We start from the raw sequence: 26,969 nt of genomic DNA on the forward strand, positions 1-26,969 counted from the left end.
GTAGAGGAAGTAAAGTGGCTAACGATAAGTCTGTTTTCCAACTACTTAGTCGCGGTATCTTAAGTGAGAACCCGATTTTTAAGCTGGCACTCTCCATGTGTCCGGCTGTGGGTATCTCTACCACCGTTATGAACGGCATTTTGCTCGGTATCGCGGTCTTTTTCGTTCAGGTATTTTCCAGTGTGACCATCTCTTGTTTTAAGAACTATATCCATCCTCGAATTCGTATCCCTTCATATACGTTGACGATTGCTACCTGGGTTACGGTTATTGACCTGGTGCTGGCGGCCTATATGCCGATGGCGTATGCCAAGATGGGTATCTTCGTTAAATTGATCGTGGCGTTCGCGATTATCACCATGCGTCTTGAGATGTTCGCCTGTAAGGAAAAGGTGACCGATTCTTTCTGGGATGCTGTGGGAATGGGCCTTGGTTTTATGGTGGGTATGGTTGTTATCGGCGCCTTCCGTGAGTTATTCGGCTCAGGTATGATTCTTGGTTACGATGTGCTGGGATATAAACCGTTGTTATTCTTCATCCTGCCTAGTGCCGGTTTCTTTGTGGTCGGGTTGATGATGGCCTTTTTCAACTGGATCGAGGTCGTTTATAAGCGCAAAAAAGGGGTGACCGCATGAAAATGTCTAGTTATGGCCGCATAATCGGTATTATGCTGGCAGCACTCCTGATCCCGGTTTGGCTGCAGGCAGCCGACTTTATTACCGGCAAGAGTTTCGGGGATGCCAATGAGATCCTCGTTGAGTTTGCCGCCCCGGCTGATAAAGCTGTTGCCGGGGATATCACCAGATATACCGTCTATGAAGAGCCGGATCCGGATATTCGTTTACAGCTCGTTGCCGCCGATGTGGCAGAGGACGCGAAATCCGTATCGCTCAAATTTGCAGAGTCGTTGAATACGGTTCAGACCCATGTGGTCTCCATTGCCGGGCTGACCGGCGAGAAAACCACTGAATTTACTGTGGCCAAATCTTATATCGGCTATCTGCTGTCTATCATGATTTCGGCTCTGCTCATTCAGAACTTTGTATTTACCAAGTATCTGGGGCTTTGTGTTTTCTTCGGTACCTCGAAGAGAAAGAGTACTGCCAAGGGTATGGGCGTAGTGTTTACCCTTGTCATGGTGATTTCAGCGACCATGAGCTGGTTCCTGTTCCAGTATGTGCTGGTGCCATTTAACCTTGGGTTCCTGCAGATTGTTATCTTTATCGGTCTCACCTCGCTCACGGTGCAGGCGGTTGATACCATACTGCGAAAGGTGAATCCGGTGCTGTTCAATTCGTTCGGTGTATACCTGGTATTGGTTATCGCCAACTGTATTGTTATCGCGGTACCGCTGATCCTCGCTGGTCAGAATTACAACTTCTTTGAGACGATAATGCTTGCGCTTGGTGCGGGTGGCGGTTTTCTTCTGGCCCTGTACCTGATGAGTTCTGTGAGTGAACGTCTTGAGCTTGCAAATATCCCGCCGTCGTTTAAGGGCCTGCCAATAGCCTTTATCGTTGCCGGGCAATTTGCCATGGCTTTTCTTGGTTTCTCGGGTCTCCAGCTGTTCTAGGGCCTGGAATTCCGAAAACTGTTAACGGATGAATATGAGAGTTTGAAATGGATCCGGCATTACTGAAAATAGCATTAGGTGGCGTTGTCCTGCTTGGCTGTATCGGGCTGTTTTTCGGCATCGGTCTGGCCATTGCAGCAAATAAATTTGCGGTAGAGGTTAACCCGCTTATCGAAGAGGTGACCGAATCGTTGCCGATGGCCCAGTGCGGCGGGTGCGGATATCCCGGTTGTGAGGGGTATGCAATTGCGGTTGTTACCGACCCTGATGTTCCGCCCAATCTTTGTTTTCCCGGGAAGGAACCGGTCGCCAACCTGGTGGCTGAACTGACCGGCAAAAAGATGGCCGCGGTTGAAGACCAGATGGCAGTTGTTCGCTGCTCAAGGGTTGAGGGACGCGTGAGCCATAAACACGAGTATATCGGTTTCTCTTCATGTACCGCTGCAAATCTCGGTTTCGGTGGACCATCCAAGTGCCAATACGCATGTATCGGGCTAGGAGAGTGCGCTGATGTCTGCCCGTTCGATGCCATTGAGATGGTGGAGAACTTCCCGGTGATCAACCCAGACAAATGTGTGAGTTGCGGGCAGTGCGTGAAGGCATGCCCTAAAGCTATAATCGAATTACAGACCCTGAAGGCAAGGGTCTGGGTACCATGCTCCACCAAGGATCTCGGCAAAGTTGTCAAGTCTGTCTGTAAGGTGGGTTGTATCGGTTGCAAGATGTGTGTAAAGGCTTGTCCTGCCGATGCTATTGCATATGAAGATAATAAGGTACAAATTGACCATAAAAAGTGTATTGATTACGGCCCTTCATGTGAAGAGGCTTGCATGGCCAAATGTCCGCGTGATATTGTCAAAGCGTACGGTGAAAAACAGGTCATTGCACGAGATCAATCTGCCGGCCTGAAAATGGCTGGATGAACAGATAAAGCTCTTCGCCTCTTTGGCGTCGCTTCATAAAGGGGGATGTCCAGAAATGGGCATCCCTCTTTTTTTTAGGGAGTTTATCGTTAGTGAAAGGCAAGAACAACCATGTCATCCTCTTTGTTGTTGCGATCTGTATCCCCATGCTCTTGTTGACAGGCTGCGGCCGGGAAGTGAGCAGGACGGAGTTTGTTCTCGGCACCATATGCACCATACGCATCTTTGGCGGAAATGAATCTGACCTGGATGCTGCGTTCGCACGTATCCGCCAAATAGAAAAGGCAATGAGTCGGCATCGCAGCGATAGTGAAGTAACGAAAATCGGCCGTGATGGTGCTGAGGGAATGCAATTGACCACGGAAACCTGCCAGGTGATGAAGAAGGGTCTGGAGTATGGGCGGCTGTCTGATGGATTGTTTGATATCACCATTGCACCGGTGGCGGAATTATGGGGCTTTGAAACCGAGCATGCGGCGGTCCCAGCTAGCGAAGCGATGCATGATGCTCTTACCAAAGTAGACTATAGACAGGTCCGGCTTCATAATGATTGCAGACTAACTTCCGCCCCCGGGCAGCGCATCGATCTCGGTGCGATCGCCAAGGGGTATGCTTCAGACGAGGTGGCCAGGCTGCTGCAGAAGGCAGGCGTACAGCGAGCCTTGATAAACCTGGGTGGGAATGTCTTTGTTTATGGCAAAAAGAACGATGGTAAACCGTGGAAGCTTGGCATTCAGGATCCGCTAGAGCAGACCGGAATCCCCATGGGTACACTGGACGTTGAAGGCGGGGCAGTGGTTACATCCGGTATCTACGAACGATTTGTGGAGCAGGACGGAAAGAAATATCACCACCTCCTTGATCCCCGCACTGGCTATCCTATTGCCAATAACCTTGCGGGGGTTTCGATCACAACCCCCTCAGGAATAGATGCCGACGCCCTCTCCACATCCTTATTTTTACTCGGTATGGATAAGGGGTGTGCACTGCTCAATCGCTTTCCAGACAGTGGTGCGGTGTTTATCACCAAAGACCGGGAGATAACAACCTGCGGTACCGCCTCCACAGTTTTTACATCGCTTAACGACGTCTATACTGTGGTGGATCGACGTTGACAGAACCTTTCAAAGGTGGGATCAGACTCCAGCTGGGCCGCTTTGTGGCCAGGCCCCTCATGAGCGGGTTCAAAGAAGAAGAAATATCCAGCACGTAATAGAGATGAGAAGAGGCAGTATCAGAGGTATACGACCCTCCCTTTTTGCTTGAGCCATGTTCTCGTCATCACTGCTGGTTTCTGAAACCTTAAGCAGAAGAGTATCGAGACTGCCGGGAAGATCCCTGATCGAAACCTGTGAATAATGCTCTGAGAATCGCTCGAAATAGAAAAATACTTTTGCGAGTCCGTTTCCGGTTTTTCCAGGCAGGACAAGCCCCTGCACGACCGTAAACTTTGAGAGATAGAACAGGCCTAAAAGCAATATTCCACGGGAAAAACCCATTTTCAGTGCGCCGAGGGTGATGGGGAAACCAAAGACGCTTATCAGGACCTTGCCGCTGGGTACTAAAAGAGCGGCGGCAGTCACCGAAGCCAGCAGCACCATGGCTGGTAAAGGCAGTATCCGCTTGCCTGAGTAAAGTGCCAGAATCAAAAAAAACAGACCATCCATGAGCCGATAGGGCAGTTTCTCCTGAAAAAGAAACGCTGGTAGGGTGAACAATCCCAGGATAAACAGGGCTTCGGGAGAGGCTTTTGCCAATAGCTTATTCATGATCCGGGCTCCGGTATGGGGCTGCACCATTTGGATTTTTCAACAAATAATGCCGCCAAGGCCCCAAGCGCGAGGGAACTCAACAACCCCATGATCAGGAACGGGGGAGCCATAATCCAGACCTGCTCACCGAAGAGGACGTAGCGCGCCAGATAGAGCCGTACCATATTACCAGCAAAGGCACCACAGACACTTATGCCAATCAGGCCGGTCCATCGTCCGAGAAACTGATAGATCACAAGCATGGCCAGGCTGCCCGCAAAGGAACCGGCAGCGGAAAATAGAAAGATATATGAGAATATCGTCCCCTGTAACAATCCCTGCCCTATCACTTTGTACAAGGTGAGCAAAAGGACTTGTCGGGGGCTGAAGAGTGCAAGTGAGATCAGGATCGGCAGGTTCGCGAGCCCCAATCGCATAAACGGTAAGGGTTTGGGTATCATATATTCGACGCCTGCAAGAAAGAGCGCAAAAGCGGCCAGAATAAAGATACGCTCGTCCCTTTCAGTAGCTGAGCTCATCCAGTTCCTCCTCTTTTCCTCCCTCAATACCGACATAAATCCGGTTGGGCATGCAGGCGGTCCAGTCACCGTTTTTTTTGAGGACTCCTTTGATAATACATAATTTATCCCGGCAGGGAGATGAGACCACCCGCGCCTGTTTATTAACAATTTCAACGACCGTAAGACCTTGGGGCCCCTCTACCTCCAGTCGCTGGGGCTGGTTGAGTGGATAGATGCTCAGGCCCGATTCGGACTGTATGCTTACGGCCACAGGTTGGCCGTCGACCGTGTATACCCTGAAGGATATTACAGTGATGGCAATACAGACCATGATGGTGATGACAACATCAAAAGGTTTAACAATTCTCTTCCACATACCGGAAAGTTCAGATGTCTAGACTGTTTGGAATTCGGTGTAGGCGTGAATGATATACTGTTGTTGTAAGTTCCAACACCTTATAGCATATTTTGTGGCAAGTGTTTTAAACAAGTGACCACCGTATCTCTTTTCCGGCATAAAAAGGTCTGATGCTGCCGTATCTCTCGGGTACCCGCCAGGCCTTCCTGGTCAGCGTAATATTCTTCTCAGGAGGGACAAGTCCGTAGCGCCTGCAAGCAATATCCGAGATAAAGCCCTGCAGTTTGTCAAGGCACTCTGCCTCCTCAAAAACCTGGGCCAGCAATGGCAAGGCAACAGGGGAGGAGAAGATACCGGCAGCGCATCCTACACATTCCTTTTTATGGCGGGGATGGGGTGCTGAGTCTGATCCGAACATAATCCTTGGATGACCTCCAAATACGACTTCGCGTAACGCTTCGCGGTCGTCAGGAGTCTTGGCAATAGGTTTGCAGAACAGGTCAGGCTCAAGCATCCCACCTGCAACGTCATCGAGAGTTATCAGCAGGTGGTGAAGAGTAATGGTCGCTGATAGGTTTTCATATTCCTCGAGTAAATCAACAGCATTTCGGGTCGTGATATGCTCCATGATGATGTGGAGTTTGGGAAATCGTTGTGCGAGATCCCTGTAAACAAAACAAAACTCCTTTTCCCTGTCCATGACAAATCCACCGGATTCCCCGTGTACCAACAGTGGTATCTCCAGCTCTTCCATGGCTTCCAACGTTGCCATGATGTCATTGAAATCTGTTACGCCATTCTCCGATTGAGTCGTAATTCCAGCTGGGTAGAGTTTTATTCCAATGATGTCATCCCTTACGCTTTCAAGCTCTTCCCTGGAAAATGGTTTAAAGAACAGGGTCATGAACGGTGTGAATGTATCACTGTGACTGGCATCAATAATTTTCTCCCGGTACGCAAGCAGCTTACGCTTTGTATCCACCGGGTCGATAAGGTTCGGCATGATAACTCCACCACAAAACGAATGTGCTGAAAGTGGAGTGACGAGTGAGAGTATCTCGTCCTCGCGAAGGTGAAGATGCATGTCCAGGGGGGAGGTGAGGTGTATGTTCATCGCAGTATATTCTTAGGTTGAGGCCTTGGGAGGTTATTGTTCATCAATAGGTCGAGGGCCCCATTTCAACTATGCCCTTTATAGTAACACTTTTTACTCCAGCTTGCTTATTATCAGAAAAGAGGTAGGTACATTCTATGGCTGAATACAACCTCACGATGTGCCTTTAGTAATAATAAATGGGTGAGGCATTATTTCTAAAACGAATTTGCATAAAATGGAAATGTTTGACTACCAGTGCCTGCTGAGAAAGATACCTGATATTCATTGATTGAATAAGAGGCGGAGCTAATTACGAAAAAGTAATTACTAACTTGTAATTGTGGTTACGATTTTGAGCTTGGGGCCGAGTTTAAAGGTGTGAGGAATCTCAAACTATAAATAGTACATTTTTGTAAATGTTGTCAGGTGTAATGGAGTGTGAGCAGCAATGCATAACAGAGAGCTGGAGTAATGCTAATGATAGCTTATGGTTACCTGACCAATAGTTGCCTTCTTCAGGAGCAGAGTACTATTTAATTGAGCCTAGCCCTTTTTTGAATCGAAAGATTATTCGAACACCATTGGTTCATTGAGTCATACTCTATTTAAGGTATGAACATTGCATGTGTTATCTCAATTCCGGTGGCAATAATTACCAAACCTTTACTGGTTATGTCGGTTTTTCTATAGTATTTAAGAAATATTACTATGTACAGTTAGGGCTTCTGTTGTGTCACCCTGTAGCTGGTGATGAAGTTTGGGTGTTTGTTGCAAGGAATAGAACGGAAAATCTAAATGTTTGACAGATGTGGCGATTGCCCTTACATTCTGCCACTTTGTGGTAGGGGGGCAGGTGGATGGAGCGCATTGTAAGACAATTTTCAAGCTGCCGGTTGAACCGGTTGGCAGTTTATAAACGCAGGGCGTAAACGAGGCAAGGAAAAAAACATTATGAATACTATCGGCACCAATGAGATGAATGGAACGCATATAAATCCGATAGGAACTGCAATGATTGTCAATGGTACGGTTATGGTTGAAAGGGCATCCGGGGAGAAAGCGACTCTTGTGCCGAGTAATCCCGTTTACCTTAACGACAGAATCCAGACTGGCTTCAACGGGTCCGTATCAATTCTCCTCAATGATGGGGAGTCTGACCTTCTTGCTCTCGGTAAAATGACCGACATGGTGCTTGATAGTGATGTTGTGCCGGAAAATGCCTTAGCTGCAAATTTCGATTCAGTTGCAGATGCTGAGGAGATTCAGAACCTGCTCCTCGATGATGATTATGATCCGACCATAGAACTTGAGGCACCGGCAGCGGGCCCTGCAGGCGGTGTTGCTAATGCAGGTGGTGGTACCTCGCAGGTTCGTTTTAACCTGACTGCAGGTGAGGTTACGCCGGAATCTGGGGCTGAAACTATTGGGATTCAAAATGAATTTGCGAACCTGGACATTCGGGCACAAGAGGTCGAGGTCGAACCTGTCATTGTTGAAGAATTTACAGTCGATGCCCAGGAAGAGCCAACAGTGGCGGCAGTCGCTGCACCTGAACTTTCGCCTCCTGCCGATCCTGATCCTGTTGTTCCTGAGATACCAACATCTAGCCTCCCAGGTGAACCCACAGCAGGAGTTTATGAATCTTCAGTGGATGAGAGAGGCCTTGAAGAAGGTACCGGAAACCCAATTGATAACCCTATCCAGACGAGTGGAACACTTGAACAGCTTGGTATAAGCGGCGGACCAAATGGTCTGGATTATGTAACTTTCACCAGTACGCTGACCAACAATGAGGGTGATTATGATCCGGGAATGTCTGGTTCAGTTGTGGTTCAAGGTGAGTATGGGAATCTTACCATCTTTGCAGATGGTACGTGGGAATATGAGCTGACGGATAATACGACAGATCATAGTGAGGCTGGTAAAACAGGAGACAATGACGTTGTTACAGACGAGTTCTCATTTACTGTTGTAGATAATGCGGGGCAGACAGTGACCGGTGGGCTCAGTGTTGATGTTTATGATGATGGGCCGGTCGTAAGCATTGATACTGTCACAGGAGCCCAGGTTGCAGTTACAGTTGAAGAGGACGGGATGTCGCTGTTCGAACGTGGCGATAATGATGGTTCGGAAGGCAATAAGTCAGCAACAGAGGAGAGTAACAGTGATGATGAATTCGTGTCTGGTGCCGCAGAAAGTCTTCATTCCCTGTTCAGCGCTGATGTTACTGTAGGTGCCGACGAACCTGCCGGTACCCCTACGATCATGACCAGTTTGGCTAGTGATACGTCAGAACTGGTCAGCCTGTACTCAAACGGTAAATTGGTAGAGTACGAAGTAGATGGGAATACACTTACCGGAACGGTAGATGCTGGTGCGACGCCGGTATTTACCCTGACAGTGAACGATGACGGCAGCTGGAGTTTTGACCTTGATGACCAGCTGGATCATGTTGAAGACGGCAATAGTGAAGGTACGCTTCTGAAAACGAGTCTGAATGACGATGTAGGAGTAGACGGTATAGACTTTAGTTCGGTGTTGCAGGGCACAGTAACTGCATCAGATAACGACGGTGACGAAGCGAGTGAAACGATAGGAGCAGCTGCCGGCTCTTTTGTCGTAAAAGTAGAGGATGATGTACCAGTAGCAAGTGCAGATACAGTTATAGGGGCCAAAGTTGAAGCGACGGTTGAAGAGGACGGTATGTCTCTTCTTGATCGTGGCGATAATGATGGTTCGGAAGGCAATAAGTCAGCAACAGAGGAGAGTAACAGTGATGATGAATTCGTGTCTGGTGCCGCAGAAAGTCTTCATTCCCTGTTCAGCGCTGATGTTACTGTAGGTGCCGACGAACCTGCCGGTACCCCTACGATCATGACCAGTTTGGCTAGTGATACGTCAGAACTGGTCAGCCTGTACTCAAACGGTAAATTGGTAGAGTACGAAGTAGATGGGAATACACTTACCGGAACGGTAGATGCTGGTGCGACGCCGGTATTTACCCTGACAGTGAACGATGACGGCAGCTGGAGTTTTGACCTTGATGACCAGCTGGATCATGTTGAAGACGGCAATAGTGAAGGTACGCTTCTGAAAACGAGTCTGAATGACGATGTAGGAGTAGACGGTATAGACTTTAGTTCGGTGTTGCAGGGCACAGTAACTGCATCAGATAACGACGGTGACGAAGCGAGTGAAACGATAGGAGCAGCTGCCGGCTCTTTTGTCGTAAAAGTAGAGGATGATGTACCAGTAGCAAGTGCAGATACAGTTATAGGGGCCAAAGTTGAAGCGACGGTTGAAGAGGACGGTATGTCTCTTCTTGATCGTGGCGATAATGATGGTTCGGAAGGCAATAAGTCAGCAACAGAGGAGAGTAACAGTGATGATGAATTCGTGTCTGGTGCCGCAGAAAGTCTTCATTCCCTGTTCAGCGCTGATGTTACTGTAGGTGCCGACGAACCTGCCGGTACCCCTACGATCATGACCAGTTTGGCTAGTGATACGTCAGAACTGGTCAGCCTGTACTCAAACGGTAAATTGGTAGAGTACGAAGTAGATGGGAATACACTTACCGGAACGGTAGATGCTGGTGCGACGCCGGTATTTACCCTGACAGTGAACGATGACGGCAGCTGGAGTTTTGACCTTGATGACCGGCTGGATCATGTTGAAGACGGCAATAGTGAAGGTACGTTTCTGAAAACGAGTCTGAATGACGATGTAGGAGTAGACGGTATAGACTTTAGTTCGGTGTTGCAGGGCACAGTAACTGCATCAGATAACGACGGTGACGAAGCGAGTGAAACGATAGGAGCAGCTGCCGGCTCTTTTGTCGTAAAAGTAGAGGATGATGTACCAGTAGCAAGTGCAGATACAGTTATAGGGGCCAAAGTTGAAGCGACGGTTGAAGAGGACGGTATGTCTCTTCTTGATCGTGGCGATAATGATGGTTCGGAAGGCAATAAGTCAGCAACAGAGGAGAGTAACAGTGATGATGAATTCGTGTCTGGTGCCGCAGAAAGTCTTCATTCCCTGTTCAGCGCTGATGTTACTGTAGGTGCCGACGAACCTGCCGGTACCCCTACGATCATGACCAGTTTGGCTAGTGATACGTCAGAACTGGTCAGCCTGTACTCAAACGGTAAATTGGTAGAGTACGAAGTAGATGGGAATACACTTACCGGAACGGTAGATGCTGGTGCGACGCCGGTATTTACCCTGACAGTGAACGATGACGGCAGCTGGAGTTTTGACCTTGATGACCAGCTGGATCATGTTGAAGACGGCAATAGTGAAGGTACGCTTCTGAAAACGAGTCTGAATGACGATGTAGGAGTAGACGGTATAGACTTTAGTTCGGTGTTGCAGGGCACAGTAACTGCATCAGATAACGACGGTGACGAAGCGAGTGAAACGATAGGAGCAGCTGCCGGCTCTTTTGTCGTAAAAGTAGAGGATGATGTACCAGTAGCAAGTGCAGATACAGTTATAGGGGCCAAAGTTGAAGCGACGGTTGAAGAGGACGGTATGTCTCTTCTTGATCGTGGCGATAATGATGGTTCGGAAGGCAATAAGTCAGCAACAGAGGAGAGTAACAGTGATGATGAATTCGTGTCTGGTGCCGCAGAAAGTCTTCATTCCCTGTTCAGCGCTGATGTTACTGTAGGTGCCGACGAACCTGCCGGTACCCCTACGATCATGACCAGTTTGGCTAGTGATACGTCAGAACTGGTCAGCCTGTACTCAAACGGTAAATTGGTAGAGTACGAAGTAGATGGGAATACACTTACCGGAACGGTAGATGCTGGTGCGACGCCGGTATTTACCCTGACAGTGAACGATGACGGCAGCTGGAGTTTTGACCTTGATGACCAGCTGGATCATGTTGAAGACGGCAATAGTGAAGGTACGCTTCTGAAAACGAGTCTGAATGACGATGTAGGAGTAGACGGTATAGACTTTAGTTCGGTGTTGCAGGGCACAGTAACTGCATCAGATAACGACGGTGACGAAGCGAGTGAAACGATAGGAGCAGCTGCCGGCTCTTTTGTCGTAAAAGTAGAGGATGATGTACCAGTAGCAAGTGCAGATACAGTTATAGGGGCCAAAGTTGAAGCGACGGTTGAAGAGGACGGTATGTCTCTTCTTGATCGTGGCGATAATGATGGTTCGGAAGGCAATAAGTCAGCAACAGAGGAGAGTAACAGTGATGATGAATTCGTGTCTGGTGCCGCAGAAAGTCTTCATTCCCTGTTCAGCGCTGATGTTACTGTAGGTGCCGACGAACCTGCCGGTACCCCTACGATCATGACCAGTTTGGCTAGTGATACGTCAGAACTGGTCAGCCTGTACTCAAACGGTAAATTGGTAGAGTACGAAGTAGATGGGAATACACTTACCGGAACGGTAGATGCTGGTGCGACGCCGGTATTTACCCTGACAGTGAACGATGACGGCAGCTGGAGTTTTGACCTTGATGACCGGCTGGATCATGTTGAAGACGGCAATAGTGAAGGTACGTTTCTGAAAACGAGTCTGAATGACGATGTAGGAGTAGACGGTATAGACTTCTCCTCTGTTTTACAGGGCACTGTAAATACAATGGATCAAGACGGCGATGTAGCGAGTGATACGATAGGAGCAGCGATGGGTAGTTTTGTTGTTACTGTCGAGGATGATGTGCCGGAATCAAGCTACAATGCATCTACTTATTTTGTTTCAGAATATGCAGGTTATAACAGCGTAGTTGGCACCTATACTATTGATGAGAGTGGCAATCCTGTATTTCAAGAAATCATTATTGAAAGTACGAATACTCTTGTCGGTGGATCACAGGGTGAAAATGAACAGTCTTTAGATCAACTGATTGATCCTGGAACTAAATTCTTCTTGCTGGCAAATGGGGCAGGTCCACTTTCCCAGACAATTCTTACCGATAACTCTGTGGTGGAATTTGTAAAAAATGATGCCGAAACGGGGTGGGTGTTACAGATTGATGGGTCGATTTTGGTACGCCAAGCCAACAATAACCAAGTTGAAGTTCCGGCATACTTCATGGACTCGTCAATGAATGCAGATGGAGCTGAACACTTTCAGGATGAGAATGGTAATTTTTTGAATGAGGTACCTGCTGAAGGTGCGGAAATACGAATAGAAGATTTGCCTAACCCTGGTAGCGGGAGTGATTATAATGACCTTGTCCTCCGGGTTGAGGTTGGACCAGTAGTAGATGAAACTGATTTGAGTGATGATGATCCAGATACACCGACAGTCTTTGGTAATTTATTTGATGGGACGGGAGGATTCAAAATTGCCTCGGGTGCAGACGGCCCAGGCCAGTTACATGTTAATGCAAACGTCATTAATGTCACAAATACTGGTGCTGATTATTATGATCCAAATAGTTCTGACCCGACTGTACCTCTTGTTATGGATGGAAATGGAGATTCTTCAATAACCACTCATAGTCAGGTTGGAACATTAGTTATTTATGATAATGGAGACTGGGAGTATAAATTAACTGACAATACCACGATACATCCAGATAATGACCCTGGCGGGGGAGACCATACGGATGGTGACTCTGATCATGGCAGTGGCGATCAGGTCCAGGACCTTTTTGACATCGTGTTTTCTGATGCAGATGGAGACAGTGTTACCTCACAACTTGTCGTCAATATCAATGATGACAGCCCAGTGGTGACGTTCATGGCTAACGGAGGTACAAGCCTGTCAGTAGATGAAGATGCGCTTGGTAACACAGTTGGTGTAGAGGCCTCCCTGAATAATATCGACACTGATCTTACAACCGGTTTGGTCGATGCTGACGGAAGTGATACAGATCAGGACAGATTTGATTTGTCGGCTCTTGTTGATTCGGCCAGTTTTGGTGCCGATGGGCCAGCTTCTTCAGGGTCGGTAGGATTTTCGATAGTAGATGCCTTTTTGGTGGACGGTGCAGAAGTTCTGAAATCAGATGGCAGTGCATTGAAATCAGGTGATGCTACTGTTCAGTACAAGGTTGTTTCTGGTGATTTGATAGGAGTAACAGGTTTTAATAGCGCAGACGAGACGGAAATATTCCGTTTTAGTGTTGAGCAGGAGGGTGACAACTGGTACGGCACCTTCAACCTTCAGGGTCCAGTGGATCATACTGGGATCAATGACGATGGTGAGGGCCTGACCCTTTCAGGACTGGGTGAGTATATAGAGGTCCTGTTGACAGATGGCGATGGAGATACTGCTACCTCCAATCTTGGATCATTGGAGTTGACGATAGATATCGAAAATGATGTGCCAAAAATTGGATCTACTCAAGATAGTCTCTTGGCTAATGAGATAGGTAACAGTGTTACTGGGGATTTAGGGGTTCTGCCAGGTGCTGATGGACTATCGGGAGCAGATTTAGGTTTTAATTCTGGTGAGGCAGTAACAGCGACATTTTTAGATGAACAAAGTATTCAACAATCCTATACAATTAAGAGTAATGGTGATGATCTGCAGTGGGTGAAAAATTCTGAAGGCAACTGGTCTGCAGTACCTGGAGGTGTTGGGCAAGCTGCATTTACAGTGGTTCTTGATAGTGACTCAGGAAGTTATACTGTAACACAAACAGGAGCGATTGATGGGGTTGAGGAGTATGGTGGAGTTTTTGGTAATGACAATGATATCGTCAGAAGTGAAGATAAGTCACCAGAAATGCTGATTATTGGTGCTGATTATTCTGACGTTGTCAGTAATTCCACTACATATACCGATGGGGTCTTTGTTTTGGCCGAGGCTTTCGGTAGGACCCCTTCAGAGAGCGTGTACGTAAAAACTTCTAATGAAGGAATAGGTGTTGGGTATATTTCTAATCAAGGAGGGAACGGGCAGTTTTTAGCTGGTAACTACAATGATACTCATGTTTGGGAATCTCAATCTGTGTCATTTAAGTTTTTGTCAGAGGCCACTGTTGTTAACGGGGAAGTACAAGATTCTGGTTCTAATCTCTTACCTGCAACTTCGGTCACAGTTGCTTTTAATATGTTGGGGTTTGGAGAAACAGCTTCTGCAACACTATGGCTTGATGATCAACTAGTTGGTGCCGTTAACTTTACTCCTTCTGAAGATCTCTTTACCGGAAATGGGCAGGGGAATGCACTGGGGAACTCAAATGTTGAACCAACATATACCTTCACAACTGATGACACAGGTGGCAGTGCATTTGACGAAATACGGTTAGCGGTCGCCGACCCAAACACTTCAGATGAGGTCGACTTTGATTTTGAAGCTGATTACAGGATCGCATCGATCGAAGTAGATTCTTATTTAGAAGATACAGATCATACTATAACTATACCATTTGAGGTTGTTGATAGCGATGGTGACACAGCAACTGGAGAAATCAATGTAACTTTTGATTCTGTTGGAGACTTGGATGCAACAGAGGTTTATGAGGATCAAAATGATCCCAACAACCCAGGAATGGCAATATCCGGGAGCACTGACTCGGATGTGATAATTGGTACTTCGGGTAATGATTCAATCATAGCCGAGGAAGGGGATGATGTTATTTTTGGTGGAGAAGGAGACGACATTATTTTCGGTGGAACCGGAGGAGATGAACTCTATGGTGGTGGTGGAAATGACCAGCTTATAGGTGGTGACGGTGAAGATGAATTAGATGGTGGTGCTGGCAACGATATACTGATAGGAGATGATATCCTTTTTGGCGATACTGGAGACCCCAATGTTATCGTAGAAGATGATGATCTTGTTGACACACTTATCGGTGGAGATGGTCTAGGTGATGTTGCTGGTGATGCGGATTCAAATGACGATGTAGATGATGGGAACAATGATAATATTAATGACCCAGATATCGCAACTGTCGAGGATTATATTACTCAGGATGAACTTGATGCGTTAATACCTCCAACTGGTGATATTGTATAATTCTCATAAGATATAAAATATCTTCATATGATATTTGCGTAAAATAATTCTATATAAGGCGAGACAGGTTCATCTGTATCGCCTTATATTTTTAGTGCCATCCGAACAGCTGCTTCGGCATGTATATCCGTTGTGTTGAACAACTGAATATCCACATCGCCCGGCCCAACCAGCATACAAATCTCTGTACATCCTAAGATTATCCCTTTGGCACCCTGTTCCTGCAGGGTTCCAATAATTCGTTGATACTCGATTCTGGATTCCTCACTCACAATACCTTTGCACAGTTCGTCAAAAATAATCCGGTCGACAATATCCATGTCATCATCTGATGGCGTAACGACGTTCAGACCGTGTTGTTCAATGAGTCTTCCCTTGTAAAAATCCTCGGTCATGGTGACCTTGGTTCCCAGCAGCCCGATTGTATTTTTTTTCTCAGACTTGACCTTCTCTGCAGTTGCATCAGCAAGATGAAGCAATGGGATGGATATGGCACCCTGGATCTGGTCGGCCAGTTTGTGCATGGTGTTGGTGCAGATCAACAGGAAGTCGGCTCCACCTTTTTCGATCTGGGTCGCGTACTGGCAAAGGTGTTTTTCCAGTTCTTTCCAGTTGCCTTCAGCCATCAACTGCTCCAGTGGGTGAAAATCCACACTGTACATGGCTATTTGTGCCGAATGCAGACCACCCAGCTCCTTGCGGATACCTTCGTTAATCAGTTTGTAATAGAGGGCGGTAGATTCCCAGCTCATACCGCCAAGCAGGCCAATTGTCTTCATGATACTCAGCTCCGTAGTGGTTGGACTGTTCCGGGTTCAATTGTTTCCAGGGATGGTTCCGGCAGGGACTCGTCCATAGCTTTGGTCTGTTTCTTGCGCTGCAGCATCAGCAGGTTGCCAAGGAGAATTAGTCCCACCCCGCAGAGTGCCGAACCGGACCAGTGATAGTTTTCCCAGATAGTAGAAATTCCAAGCGCTACCAGGGGAAAGAGCAAGGTCGCATAGGCCGCACGGTCAGCACCAATGTTGCCTATTAAGGTGAGGTAACAGCCAAAGGCGATGATCGAACCGAAGATCGACAGATAGAAGAGAGAACCGATATAGATAAAGGAGGTGTCGATGGAGAATTCCTTGCCTGTGACGATCGCAATAAACAGCATGATCGCAGCTCCGTAGGCCATGCCGTAACTGTTTGTCTGCACCACCGGCAGTCCATGTTTCTGGTTCCTGGCAGAGAGGATATTACCCAAAGAAGCAAGGTAGGTCGCAACAATACAGAGCAGTATGCCTTGCATCGACTCATCGTTTAAGGAGAGTGATGTTATCTCCGGCCTGAAGACAAGGATGATGCCGAGAAGTCCCAAAATACCTCCGATAATGACCCGTCTGTCCAGTGGTGATCGTAAAAAGAGAAAGCCGTTAATCATGTTCATCAACAGGATGGTCGAGAATATAACCGCTGCCAACCCGCTATTGATCTGCAGTTCGGCCAGGTAGAACAGGAGATAGTTGAATCCGAACAGGAAGGTTCCCTGTAAAGCGATGAAAAAATGATCGTTGCCGGTGAAACGCATTCGCAGCTTACGGAACCGGCACCAGATAAACAAAAGAGCTGCAGCCAGGGCAAAACGATAAGCCACGCTGACCACCGGGTCGATTTGGCCGAGTTGCAGTTTGATGCCTATCCAGGTGGAGCCCCAGATAAAAACCGTGGCAAAATAAAAGAGGAAATTCTTCACGACATTGTATCCTGTATTGAGATATGAGATGCTGCCAACCGGTGACAGTGTGGAGCGTCCCTGTTTGTTTTCATCTCATGGTACAATACTGCCGTTAATGGAAAAGAACAGATGCAGAAAAATGTTTTTTGAACCGGTACAGATTGCTATTCTTTTGCTGCCTCCTCGAGCTGTTTGTTGTGTCCTTCCTGCAATTGACCTGCTAATTCTGCTTTATTGATACTGCTCTTGATCTCTTCGGCGGCATTATGACCGACCTGCTCCATCTGTTCCTGAACGGTTGGTTTGTCCTTTTTCTCCTCACTGGAGCATCCGTTGAAAAGAGACAAGAGTAGAACGCAGGCCGAGATATGGATTAATGATTTCATTGTTTACTCCCTTTTGAGTCGGCAAATTGCTCAAGCCTGATGTGTTGTTGAAAAAACGACCGGTATTCATCCTGACGGTGAGACACATAGAGAATAGTGCTCAAGGTATTGCCCGAAATCCGTTCCAGGTAATCGAGTAGCGACATGCGGGCGGTGTCATCCAGTCCCTGGGTCGGTTCATCAAGGATGAGGAGGGGGGGATTCTTGATCAGGGCTCGCGCAATCAGAACGAGACGTTGATCACCATATGGAAGTTTTCTGAACGGCGTATCCTTTAAATTTTCGAGATGAATAGAAGCCAGCCACTCGTAAGCCTTCTTTTTTTGCTGCGGTGTCACCTTGTCATAGAGGCCGATGGAGTCGAAATAACCGGACAATACCACTTGAAGGAGGGATCCGGGAACCCGGTAATTTCGATGCAGGTCCGCCGAGACGATTCCCATACGTTTCTTGATATCCCAGATCGATTCACCGCTCCCTCTCCGGATACCGAAAATGTGCAGGTCATTGGCATAACACTTTGGGTTGTCGCCGGTCAGCATTTGCAGCAGGGAGGATTTGCCGCAACCGTTGGGGCCGGTGATCAGGGTGTGGTCGCCTGGCCTGACGGTAAGGTTCAGGCCGCTGAAAATTTTATCGGAACCATAGTGGACAAAACCGTTCTGTAAGGTAATTAACTCTTTTGGCAGGTTCGTGGCAGGAGAGTGGCAAACCTTATCGTTGGTGAGCAGGCGGCTTTCATCATTAGCAAGTTTAGACAGTTGCTCGAGAGTGCCTGACAGGGTGCCCTGCAGCCGGATCGTTCGTTCTTTGAAAACGGCGAGATGGCTGCACCAGGTCGGGATATCGTCCCGGTTGCGTACTAATACCAGGATACAGTACTTATTTTTTGGTACCTGTGAGAAGATGTGGTTCAGTTCTTCACAGCTGCTTGTATCCAGACCATCGTAGGGTGAGTCGAGGATGATAGTTGGAGTGTCACCGAGTAGTGCGCGCAGCAGCAGGAGTTTCCGCGCCTGTCCGGAGCTGAGTTGCCGATAGCCGCTCTGCAGCTGGTTGTACATGTCGAATTGACTGATGAGAGGATCAGAGAGTCTGGTCTGGGGCAGAAACTCGCTGGCGGGAGTGCCGGGGTCAATTCGGTCCATGAAATCGGTATCGTCTTTTTCGATTTCAGCCTCAAATATATTTTGTTGTTCTGCAAAGGAAATTTCGGATGGTGCGACAGGAAGCACGATTTGCTCAGCCTGTTCGGGCTGCAACCTGCCGGTGATAAGTTCCAGGAACTCGTTGATACCGGACTTGCCGGTACCGTAGAGGCACCAGAATTCTCCTATTCGAGCAGTAAAAGTATTTACAGATAAGAGGGGGTGTCGAACATTTCTGAGCAGCATGGTTGCCAACCTGTGGATTTATGATAAGGGGGGCAGTGGACAACTGCTCTTATTGATCGGTTGCTTCTTTCCGTCATTATCAACGGAAACATAGGTAAAGGCAGCCTCGGTAACCTTGAACAGGTTATTCCTGCCGCTGGGGGTGTGCATGACCGGACGGACCCAAACTTCAAGCCGGATCGTCATAGATGTTGTACCGATACGTTCAAGTTGGCCATAGCAGCAGACGACATCACCCACCTGGACAGGTTTAATGAAATGAATGGAATCGACGGCCACCGTGACGATACGCGATTGCGATATCTCTCGCGCCAGGATACCGCCGGCGATATCCATCTGTGACATTATCCAGCCGCCAAAGATATCTCCTGCCGGATTGGTGTCCGCGGGCATTGCAAGGGTCTGCAAGAGCCTGTCGCCCTGAGGTTGTTCATGTTCTTTTTTCATAGTGCAAGTGTACAGGCCGCCTGGGTAAAGTGTAAAGTGAAATCGCTCAATTAGCCAGAATTCGGGTTTACCTGGGGGCAGGCTTAAGCCTGACCCCACCCGAGAGATCCAGGCTACAGGCAACGAATAGCGTCGTAGCACCAGAGGCAGTGCCCGCAGGGGACGGGGATGCCGAAACAGTCGTTAATGAAGGGGCCTGCCTCGCCGGTAATGTCAGGGCATGGACCGGGATTGCAGCTATGACAGTACGGGAACTCGTTGCTGCCTGAATGGGCACGGAATTCGACCAGGTCTGTATCGGTACAGATATCGTCAAGTTCGCGGTCGATGATGTTGCCAAAACTCTTTGCGTGAAAGTGCTTGGGTTGACCATTCATGTGCAAGGTGTAATCGTGCCAGAGGGCGTGACACGGCATTACATAACCGCGGGTATTGATAAAAAGCGCCTTATCTCGAATAAATTTGCAGGAACGGCCAAGTGTTGCGGTGAGGGGGGGCAGGTCGAGTTCGATACCATATTCACCGGCTGTCTCATAACTGCGCCGGTAGTATGTTTCTGCCTCCTGGGTGATGGTTTCATCGAACGTTTCCAGATGATTGACATGCAGCCAGGTGTCGTCTTTCCTGGCTTCTCCAAGCATCTGTTTAAAAATGTTTTTCAGGAGATGCTCTTTGGGGTGCCGGGGGGCGATCCAGGTTTTTCCCGTGAGTTGCTTCAACTCGATCCCTTCATCGGTGCAGAACTTTTTGTACTTGTTGTAGATCTTTCTCGCCTTATCACTATTTGTGTCAAAGAGGGTAGATGCCTCATTTTCAGGCTGAAAGGCAAGCAGGTGAGAGCCTATGATAAAGTCGGCCCCTTCATCACCGAGTTGACGCACCAGGTCGGGCAGATTGGGGAGGGTTTCCCGGGTGAGAACGACTTCTCCACCGAGTCGGAAGTCGGCACATCCTTTTCTCTTGCGAATTGAATCGACCATTTTAACAGGGGAATGTGGTAACACCTGATGCTGAAAAGGTTTGCCTGGTGCCGATTCTTTACAGGTGGAACCATCCACGGAGATGCAGAGCAGGTTCAGCCCTGCATCAATCAATTCGTTACTGTTCTTCTCATCGAGCAGGATGCCGTTGGTCTGGAATCCTCTCCTGCTGTTTTTCGGCATATGCTTTCTGGCAGTAGAAAGCATCTCAACCAGGTTGGGGTGGAGCAGGGGTTCTCCGATGCCGTTAAGGATAAGTTCTTCGATTTCGGCAAGATGGGGAATAAGGCGCATAAAGACTGCAGGGTCTAAGTCCTCGTTGCTGATACGGCTCTCCGGGACGTGTTTAATACACATGCCACAGCGCATATTGCAGCGGGTGGTTATCTCGACATATAATTTCCTGGCAAACATGAAAATAGGGTCGGGGCAATGGCTTGATGGGGTGATGGGGTCAGGCTTAAGCCTGACCCCGGCAACCACGGATATAAATATACTCCATATGTGCATACTTATATGAAGTATTTTCCCTGTCGCCTAACGAGGGCGTTTATGAGAAATACCGGCTAGATCTGGTCAGCGATAATTTTCAGTACCCTGCGTACCGGTTCGGCGGCACCCCAGAGCAGCTGGTCTCCGACTGAGAAGGCGGTAAGGTATTCAGGTCCGATATTCATCTTGCGGATCCGGCCAATGGGTATGGTCAGGGTTCCGGATGTTTTTTGTGGTGTTAACTCGCTCATGGTCACCTCTTTCTCGTTGGGAACTATCTTCACCCATTCGTTATGACTGCCGATGAGTTGCTCAGCCTCGGCAACAGAAATGTCCTTTTTGAGTTTAATTGTATAGGCTTGGGAGTGACAGCGCATAGCACCTATCCGTACGCATTGACCGTCGATGGGAATGATATTGTCTCCCGTTCTGCCGAGTATTTTATTGGTTTCGGCAATGCCCTTCCATTCTTCCCTGGTCTGGCCGTTTTCCATGGGGCGGTCGATCCATGGGATAAGGCTTGCTGCCAGAGGTACTCCCCAGTTATCGGTGCTAAGAGAAGAATCGTTCAATTTAGCGGTGATACGGCTATCGATTTCGCCTATAGCGGAGGCGGGGTCGGAGAGCAGGCTGCTTACTTCCTGTTCAAGTTCGCCCATCTGGGAGATAAGTTCCCGCATATTTTTGGCACCTGCACCGCTGGCCGCCTGGTAAGTCATGGTGCTCAGCCATTCGACGAGGTCGTTTTCAAAAAGTCCACCGAGGCCCATCATCATGAGTGAGACAGTACAGTTCCCGCCGATATAATTCCTGATGCCCTCTTCCAGGCCTTTATCAATCACCTTTCTGTTGACAGGGTCTAGTACAATGATCGCATCATCCTGCATGCGCAGGGTAGAGGCGGCATCTATCCAGTATCCGTTCCATTTTTTGCGAAGCTTGTCGTATACGGAGGAGGTGTACCCGCCACCCTGGCAACTGAGGATGATGTCCATGTCGGTAAGGGTCTCGATGTCCATGGCGTCCAGCAGCGGATGGGGGCCTGAACCGACATCTGGGCCGTCCTGGCCGACCTGTGAGGTAGTAAAGAAAAACGATTGTATATTTGCAAAATCGTTTTCTGAACGCATGCGGTCCATGAGCACTGAACCGACCATCCCCCGCCATCCGATAAAACCTACCTTAATCATTTGAATCACTCCGTAATTAATCGTTACCTGGTGTTTAGGAAAATACCGCTACGATACCCGTCTGCTCCTGATGAGCCGCAAGGGAGCCCGTCATCTGACGGTGTACGATTGAGAGCGCACCCAGCAGGGAAGCGCAGTTGGTGCCATATATGTTACACAAAAAAATCACAATTGCTCGAAAATTCATAGCCTCTGAACGAAAACTGGTTTATTCCTGCCTCGAATAAGAGTGTACCTACCCAACTGGCATATATTGAGGAAAACAAAGATGAGCAAAGCGACCATCTACATGGAGAAAAATTTCGAGAGGTTTACAGATGAATTACAGCAATGGTTGAGGGTGCCGAGTATCAGCGCACTGCCCGAGCACAAGGAGGATGTCCGGGCTGCGGCTGAATGGGTTGAAAAGAAGCTGATTGGGATCGGTTTCCAGGAAACAACTTTGATCGAAACAGCGGGACATCCGATGGTCTATGCGGAATATAGGCATGATGCGTCACAACCTACCTTGCTTATTTACGGTCACTATGATGTCCAACCTGCTGACCCCCTGGAAGAGTGGCTGTCGCCTCCGTTTGAACCCCAGATCCGTGATAACAATATGTACGGTCGTGGAGCCTCGGATGATAAGGGGCAAGTCATGCTTGTGCTTGCCGCCCTGGAAACACTCCTTGCTACCACCGGGACCCTGCCGATCAATGTCCGTATCCTGCTAGAAGGTGAAGAGGAGTCGGGCGGTGCGGGTATAGATCAATATGTGCGTCAAAACGGGCACAAGCTTGCAGCAGATGCTGTACTGATATGCGATACCCATATGGTCAGCACCAGACAGCCTTCCCTGATTAATGGGCTCAGGGGTATCTTGTATGGGGAAGTGGTGGTGTTCGGAGCTGCCAGTGATCTTCATTCCGGAAGTTATGGTGGTGTTGCACCCAACCCTCTGCATGCGCTTTGTCTCCTTTTCAGCCGGTTGAAAGGGGAGGATGGGATCATCAATATACCGGAGTTGATGGATGTGGCTGAAGAAGTCTCCGATGACGAGAAAACATTTTTTAATGATGATCCCCTTGGGATAGAGCGGTGCCTGAAAAAGGAAATGGGTGTTGATCGTCTTGTAGGTGATCTCAGGCACGCACCTTTAGAGCGGCTTGGGATTCGCCCGACGTTCGAGGTCCATGGCATTCGTGGCGGCTTTGTTGGTGAGGGGGCGAAGACAGTTATTCCTGCATCTGCGCTGGCCAAGGTCAGTATGCGGCTTCCTGCGTATTTGGATACCGGCGAGGTTTTCGGCTGGCTTGAAAAGGCGATAGTTGCCAATATGCCAAAGGGGTACAGGGTGGAGGTCCGCAATCTTCACAGTGGTCGCGGGATCTCAGTCGCGGCCGATAATCCTTTTATCCAGGCGGCTTCTGACTCCCTGGCACATGTCTATGGTACGAAGCCTGTTTTTATGAGGGAGGGTGGTTCGATCCCGGTCGCGGCATTATTTGATAGTATTCTTGAAGTCCCGGTTATCCTTATGGGGTTTGGTTTGTCCGATGATGGTGCCCATGGACCCAATGAGAAGTTCAGTATGGATCAGTTCCGTCTCGGAATTGAGGCGGTGGTTGATTATCTTGTCAGGCTTGGCCGGTAAGGAGAAAAAACGGATATTTTTTTGTTCATTTCCTGTTTCGTAGTATGATAAGGGATCTACCCAGGAATTCCCTGCTGTTTTCGGTGGGAGCAGGTTGTATGTTAACTAATCACCGGCATGAACGAGGACTATTTCATGACAGAAGAGAAACGGCGGTTCAGCCGTGTTGTGTTTGGCATGAACGCAAAACTGATCCTGGCCGATCAGGAAATTACAGTAGGCGAGATTATCAACCTGAGTGTGGGAGGATGCCAGCTCGATATTACAGCAGCACTTGAGGCCGGGTCAAAATGCAGGATGCTGATCGAATTAAACCCGGCAGACAGGAGAATGAATGTGGAGGTGGATGGGGAAATTGTTCGGGTCGAAGAGAGCTCCGCCAGTATTCGCTTCTTATCCATCAATCCCGAGGATCTCGTCCATCTGCAGAATATCATCCGGTATAATTCCCCGGATCCTGACAAGGTTGAAAAGGAGATTGACGAGCATCCCGGCCTGGTTTAAATCAGTGGGTTCAGCCTTTTTCTAATTCCTCTTTTACGGCCCGAGCGAGAGAGAGTACGGTATATGGTTTTCTGATATATTGCCCGGCACCCAGCTGCTGGGCATCTACAATATTCCTGGTTTCCGAATAGCCGCTGGCAATAATCGCTTTCTGTTTCGGTTGTATTTGTATAGCCTGCTCAAAAGTGTCCCGTCCATTCATGCCACCCGGCATGATCATGTCCAGGACCAGGATGTCGTATTGGTTCCTCTTCATGAGGGCCAGGGCCTCTTCACCGCTTTCAGCGCTGTAAACCGAATACTTCAGTTTTTCCAGAATCTCCGTTGCAAACTGACGCTGCTCCTCCATGTCGTCAATTACAAGCACCGTTTCGCCTGCACCCTGGTAATCGTTGATCCGCTCGATCACTTGTGGGATGATGTCCTTTCTTGAGGCGGGGAAATAGAGAGAAAAAGTGGTTCCCTGCCCAGGCCTGGTATCGATATCAATGTGGCCGTCATGATCCCTTACAGTGTTCCACACCAGGGTCATGCCAAGGCCTGTACCGCTTCTGCCCATTATCTTTGAGGTGTAAAATGGTTCGAAAATATGGTTGAGTTCTTCTGCAGAAATGCCTGTTCCGGTATCCTTGACAATCAGCAATACGTACTCTCCGGCTGGCATACCCGGTACGGGAAAGTCCGTTTCGATATACCTGTTTTCTGTTGCGACACTGAGAATACCGCCATCCGCCATTGCTTCGATGCTATTGGTTATAAGGTTGAGCAAACATTTTGAGAGGTGGACGGGCGACCCTTGGAGGTTGAGCAGGTCATCGGCCAGGGTGAGGTGGACGGTTATAGTACTGCTCTCTTTAAGGAGTGAGGTGTATTCGGGGCTTTCTTTCAGTTCGGAGATTATGTGATTAAGGTTGATGGTCGTTTTGTTGTCCACGCTGTGTCGGGCAAGGGTCAGTAAGTCAGAGACAATTGCGGCGGCCCGGATACCTGATTGTTTAATTGTCTGAAGGGGACGATACATCGGATCCGTTTCCGGCCTTTCGACCAGCAGCATGTCCGGATAACTCACCAGGCCGGAGAGGATATTGTTCAGGTCATGGGCGACGCCACCAGCCAGCAAACCGATAGCTTCCATCTTCTGGGCGTTTTTCAGTTTTTCCTCAAGTTCTTTCATCTGGGTTATGTCGTGAATATCCAGGGTGTACCCTATAACGTTATTGTCCAGGGTCGTATAGGGGGCAAGATGAATATGCCAGTGTCGTTTCGTCTCACCAGGCCGTTCATAGATTCCTGTTACGTGTGATTGTTCTCCCTGGAGGCATGCTGCAGTATGGTCATCCAGACATATGTTGAAAAAAGGCTGGCTGATGACATCGGGAAGGGTTTTGGTTTCAAGCTCTTGGCGGCTCTGGCCAACCAGTTCACGATAGGTGCGGTTGACCAGCAGGTGTTTGTGACTCGTGTCAAAGAGGGCAATGGCGTCAGGCGATGTTTCTACAACCCTGGCGTATTTCTGAAGTTCCTCGGTTACTGCCCTGTTTTTTTCTATTTCCTGCTGTAATTCACTATTTGCTTTAACCAATGATTTTGTCTGTCTGGAAACCTGGCTTCTGAGAAACATGCTGATGGCACAGAGCAGGGACAGGGTAATTAATATGACTGCAATAAGATACTGTACGGACTTGGGAATGGTGTTTTCCTGCTCAAGTCTGAGCCATTTTTCGAGCGCCTTGTAATAGGGTGAGTCCGAGTGGTTCTTGTATTGAACCAGCTTGGTGTCTAAAATAGTGAGCAGATCCCTGTGACGATCCTTGGGTGCAGCGTAGCGAACCTCGATAGGGTTGAAGATTATTGGCGAAATCAGGGTCTTATATTTTTTTTGATTAGCCCGGCCGAACATCCTATTGACCACGCCTATATCGAGGTACCCTGTGTCAAGCATTTCAAAGATGGTCTGGTAGCCGTCTGTTTCTATGAACCTGCAGGTGACGTTGAATTTCTGGGTGAGTTCCTTGAGTGCCTTAAAATGAATATCTCCCATTTTTACCGCAACGCGTTTTCCCTCAAGATCGAGGAGAGAGGAGAGATGTTTGGCGTGGGAAGAGTATATCTCGGCCCAGTTGGCCATGACCGTCTCGTCGTTAAAATCCAGGAATTTTGCGCGCTCACTGCTGAACGCAACAACGGGTAGCAGGTCTATTTCCCCGGCAGCGACTTTTTCGAACAATGAGTCCCAATGTCCCTGCTCAAACTCGAGTTGCCATCCTTCCTCTGTAGCTAGAGCTTGCAGGATGTCAATAAAAAGGCCGGCTGCTTTACCGTCATCAGCGGTGAAGATGAGAGGTTTGTTGTCATATACCCCAACTCTTAATGGTTTTGCTGCCCATGCCGTAATGACGGTCGAGAGCAGCAGGAGGACTATGCAGATGGGTGTCAGATAACGGTCAGGCAGCAGTGTCTTTATCAAAGTAGTGGGCATTGTTTGCTGTGAAAGAAAAAACAACGTTTTGTGGACTATATTGTTTACAGAGACGATGGTCAAATATGAATCAACAGGTCCGTGATACCGAGAGACGGAAAATACAAAAAGGCGATTCCGTTTATTTCGAAAACGCCCTTCTGGATTGGATCTTATACTGGTAAATATAGGCTACTGCTTATAAATGTAGGTTCCTACATGCTCCCCGTTAATGGCCTTGGTTATATTGCCCGGGACCATGCCGTTTATTACATGGAGTTTTTCTATAACCTCTCTGTTCTGCAGGATTTCCAGGCAGGGCCGCTCGACGACCAGGTCGTCCTGGTCCTTGTCGAGGAGATCCTGGGCACCAATTTCCGGGATAAATGTAGCGTCCGGATCTTTTTTGGGATCGCAGGCAACGCCTTTGCCCCTCGATCACAGATCGACTGGCCGCCTATTTTAAGTACCACCACATCAGGATAAAGTCTTTCCTGCGGCGCGATATCCAGTTTGTCAATAAACTCCTTGCTGACAAGACTTTCGCCCATAAGCGCGCTCTTCACATGCAGTCTTTTACCGTCTTTTACACGGACGAGT

20 protein-coding genes are annotated in these 26,969 nt (G+C 48.4%); 8 read left to right on the forward strand and 12 right to left on the reverse strand.

What is annotated here, in order from left to right; genetic code table 11:
• The first annotated feature begins 14 nt into the window (after nt 1-14).
• From rsxE to GA520_RS25825, 4 genes are all read left to right on the forward strand, one after another.
• Nucleotides 15-635 carry an electron transport complex subunit RsxE gene (rsxE, locus tag GA520_RS25810; RefSeq protein ID WP_163336277.1) on the forward strand — a complete coding sequence of 207 codons (621 nt, stop codon included), beginning with the start codon at nt 15-17 and terminating at the stop codon, nt 633-635.
• Nucleotides 632-1,573, forward strand: a complete 942-nt coding sequence (locus GA520_RS25815) for an electron transport complex protein RnfA (RefSeq protein ID WP_163336278.1) — start codon at nt 632-634, stop codon at nt 1,571-1,573. Before rsxE ends, GA520_RS25815 begins: the two co-directional genes overlap by 4 nt.
• A gap of 47 nt (nt 1,574-1,620) precedes the next feature.
• Nucleotides 1,621-2,496 (forward strand): RnfABCDGE type electron transport complex subunit B, encoded by an 876-nt coding sequence (gene rnfB, locus GA520_RS25820; protein ID WP_163336279.1) that lies wholly within the window; start codon nt 1,621-1,623, stop codon nt 2,494-2,496.
• Nucleotides 2,497-2,588: 92 nt separating this feature from the next.
• Entirely contained in the window at nt 2,589-3,611 is a 1,023-nt protein-coding gene (locus tag GA520_RS25825; protein WP_163336280.1) for an FAD:protein FMN transferase, read from the forward strand.
• Nucleotides 3,612-3,680: 69 nt separating this feature from the next.
• On the opposite strand, the gene GA520_RS25830 is transcribed toward GA520_RS25825, so the two are convergent.
• From GA520_RS25830 to pyrC, 4 genes are all read right to left on the reverse strand, one after another.
• Nucleotides 3,681-4,265: a hypothetical protein gene (locus GA520_RS25830; RefSeq protein WP_163336281.1), complete on the reverse strand. Its 585-nt coding sequence runs from the start codon at nt 4,263-4,265 to the stop codon at nt 3,681-3,683.
• The gene (locus GA520_RS25835) at nt 4,262-4,786 is read right to left on the reverse strand and encodes a Gx transporter family protein (RefSeq protein ID WP_163336282.1); all 525 of its coding nucleotides are present in this window, start codon (nt 4,784-4,786) and stop codon (nt 4,262-4,264) included. The genes GA520_RS25830 and GA520_RS25835 overlap by 4 nt, the downstream gene beginning before the upstream one ends.
• Complete coding sequence (locus GA520_RS25840) at nt 4,770-5,144, reverse strand: NusG domain II-containing protein (protein ID WP_163336283.1); 375 nt, start codon at nt 5,142-5,144, stop codon at nt 4,770-4,772. Before GA520_RS25840 ends, GA520_RS25835 begins: the two co-directional genes overlap by 17 nt.
• A gap of 106 nt (nt 5,145-5,250) precedes the next feature.
• A complete protein-coding gene (pyrC, locus tag GA520_RS25845) occupies nt 5,251-6,240 on the reverse strand; it encodes a dihydroorotase (RefSeq protein WP_163336284.1) in 990 nt (329 codons plus the stop codon).
• Nucleotides 6,241-7,173: 933 nt separating this feature from the next.
• Between pyrC and GA520_RS25850 the strand changes: the two genes are divergently transcribed.
• Entirely contained in the window at nt 7,174-15,162 is a 7,989-nt protein-coding gene (locus GA520_RS25850; RefSeq protein WP_304511273.1) for a retention module-containing protein, read from the forward strand.
• Between the two features lie 83 nt (nt 15,163-15,245).
• Here the strand turns inward: GA520_RS25850 and GA520_RS25855 are convergent, their stop codons facing one another.
• The 7 genes from GA520_RS25855 to asd form a co-directional block, all read right to left on the reverse strand.
• On the reverse strand, nt 15,246-15,941 hold the full coding sequence (locus GA520_RS25855) for an aspartate/glutamate racemase family protein (RefSeq protein WP_163336286.1): 696 nt from the start codon (nt 15,939-15,941) through the stop codon (nt 15,246-15,248).
• Between the two features lie 5 nt (nt 15,942-15,946).
• Nucleotides 15,947-16,900: a DMT family transporter gene (locus tag GA520_RS25860; protein ID WP_163336287.1), complete on the reverse strand. Its 954-nt coding sequence runs from the start codon at nt 16,898-16,900 to the stop codon at nt 15,947-15,949.
• A gap of 146 nt (nt 16,901-17,046) precedes the next feature.
• Entirely contained in the window at nt 17,047-17,268 is a 222-nt protein-coding gene (locus tag GA520_RS25865) for a hypothetical protein (RefSeq protein ID WP_163336288.1), read from the reverse strand.
• Nucleotides 17,265-18,662, reverse strand: coding sequence for an ATP-binding cassette domain-containing protein (locus tag GA520_RS25870; RefSeq protein ID WP_163336289.1), 1,398 nt, complete (start codon nt 18,660-18,662; stop codon nt 17,265-17,267). Before GA520_RS25870 ends, GA520_RS25865 begins: the two co-directional genes overlap by 4 nt.
• A gap of 18 nt (nt 18,663-18,680) precedes the next feature.
• Nucleotides 18,681-19,109 carry an acyl-CoA thioester hydrolase YciA gene (gene yciA / locus GA520_RS25875; RefSeq protein WP_163336290.1) on the reverse strand — a complete coding sequence of 143 codons (429 nt, stop codon included), beginning with the start codon at nt 19,107-19,109 and terminating at the stop codon, nt 18,681-18,683.
• Between the two features lie 113 nt (nt 19,110-19,222).
• Complete coding sequence (locus GA520_RS25880) at nt 19,223-20,599, reverse strand: radical SAM/SPASM family putative metalloenzyme maturase (protein WP_163336291.1); 1,377 nt, start codon at nt 20,597-20,599, stop codon at nt 19,223-19,225.
• A 56-nt stretch (nt 20,600-20,655) separates the two neighbouring features.
• Entirely contained in the window at nt 20,656-21,771 is a 1,116-nt protein-coding gene (gene asd / locus GA520_RS25885) for an aspartate-semialdehyde dehydrogenase (protein WP_163336292.1), read from the reverse strand.
• Nucleotides 21,772-22,039: 268 nt separating this feature from the next.
• Here asd and GA520_RS25890 point away from each other — a divergent pair, with 268 nt between their 5' ends.
• Both GA520_RS25890 and GA520_RS25895 read left to right on the forward strand, forming a co-directional pair.
• Nucleotides 22,040-23,407 carry a dipeptidase gene (locus GA520_RS25890; protein ID WP_163336293.1) on the forward strand — a complete coding sequence of 456 codons (1,368 nt, stop codon included), beginning with the start codon at nt 22,040-22,042 and terminating at the stop codon, nt 23,405-23,407.
• 135 nt (nt 23,408-23,542) lie between these two features.
• Nucleotides 23,543-23,911, forward strand: coding sequence for a PilZ domain-containing protein (locus GA520_RS25895; RefSeq protein WP_163336294.1), 369 nt, complete (start codon nt 23,543-23,545; stop codon nt 23,909-23,911).
• Between the two features lie 10 nt (nt 23,912-23,921).
• Here GA520_RS25895 and GA520_RS25900 read toward each other — a convergent pair whose 3' ends face one another.
• The gene (locus GA520_RS25900; protein WP_163336295.1) at nt 23,922-26,390 is read right to left on the reverse strand and encodes a transporter substrate-binding domain-containing protein; all 2,469 of its coding nucleotides are present in this window, start codon (nt 26,388-26,390) and stop codon (nt 23,922-23,924) included.
• 198 nt (nt 26,391-26,588) lie between these two features.
• Here GA520_RS25900 and GA520_RS25905 point away from each other — a divergent pair, with 198 nt between their 5' ends.
• On the forward strand, nt 26,589-26,855 hold the full coding sequence (locus GA520_RS25905; protein WP_163336296.1) for a hypothetical protein: 267 nt from the start codon (nt 26,589-26,591) through the stop codon (nt 26,853-26,855).
• Nucleotides 26,856-26,969 lie beyond the last annotated feature (114 nt).

It is taken from the genome of Desulfopila sp. IMCC35008, from assembly GCF_010646885.2.
Lineage (GTDB): Bacteria > Desulfobacterota > Desulfobulbia > Desulfobulbales > Desulfocapsaceae > Desulfopila.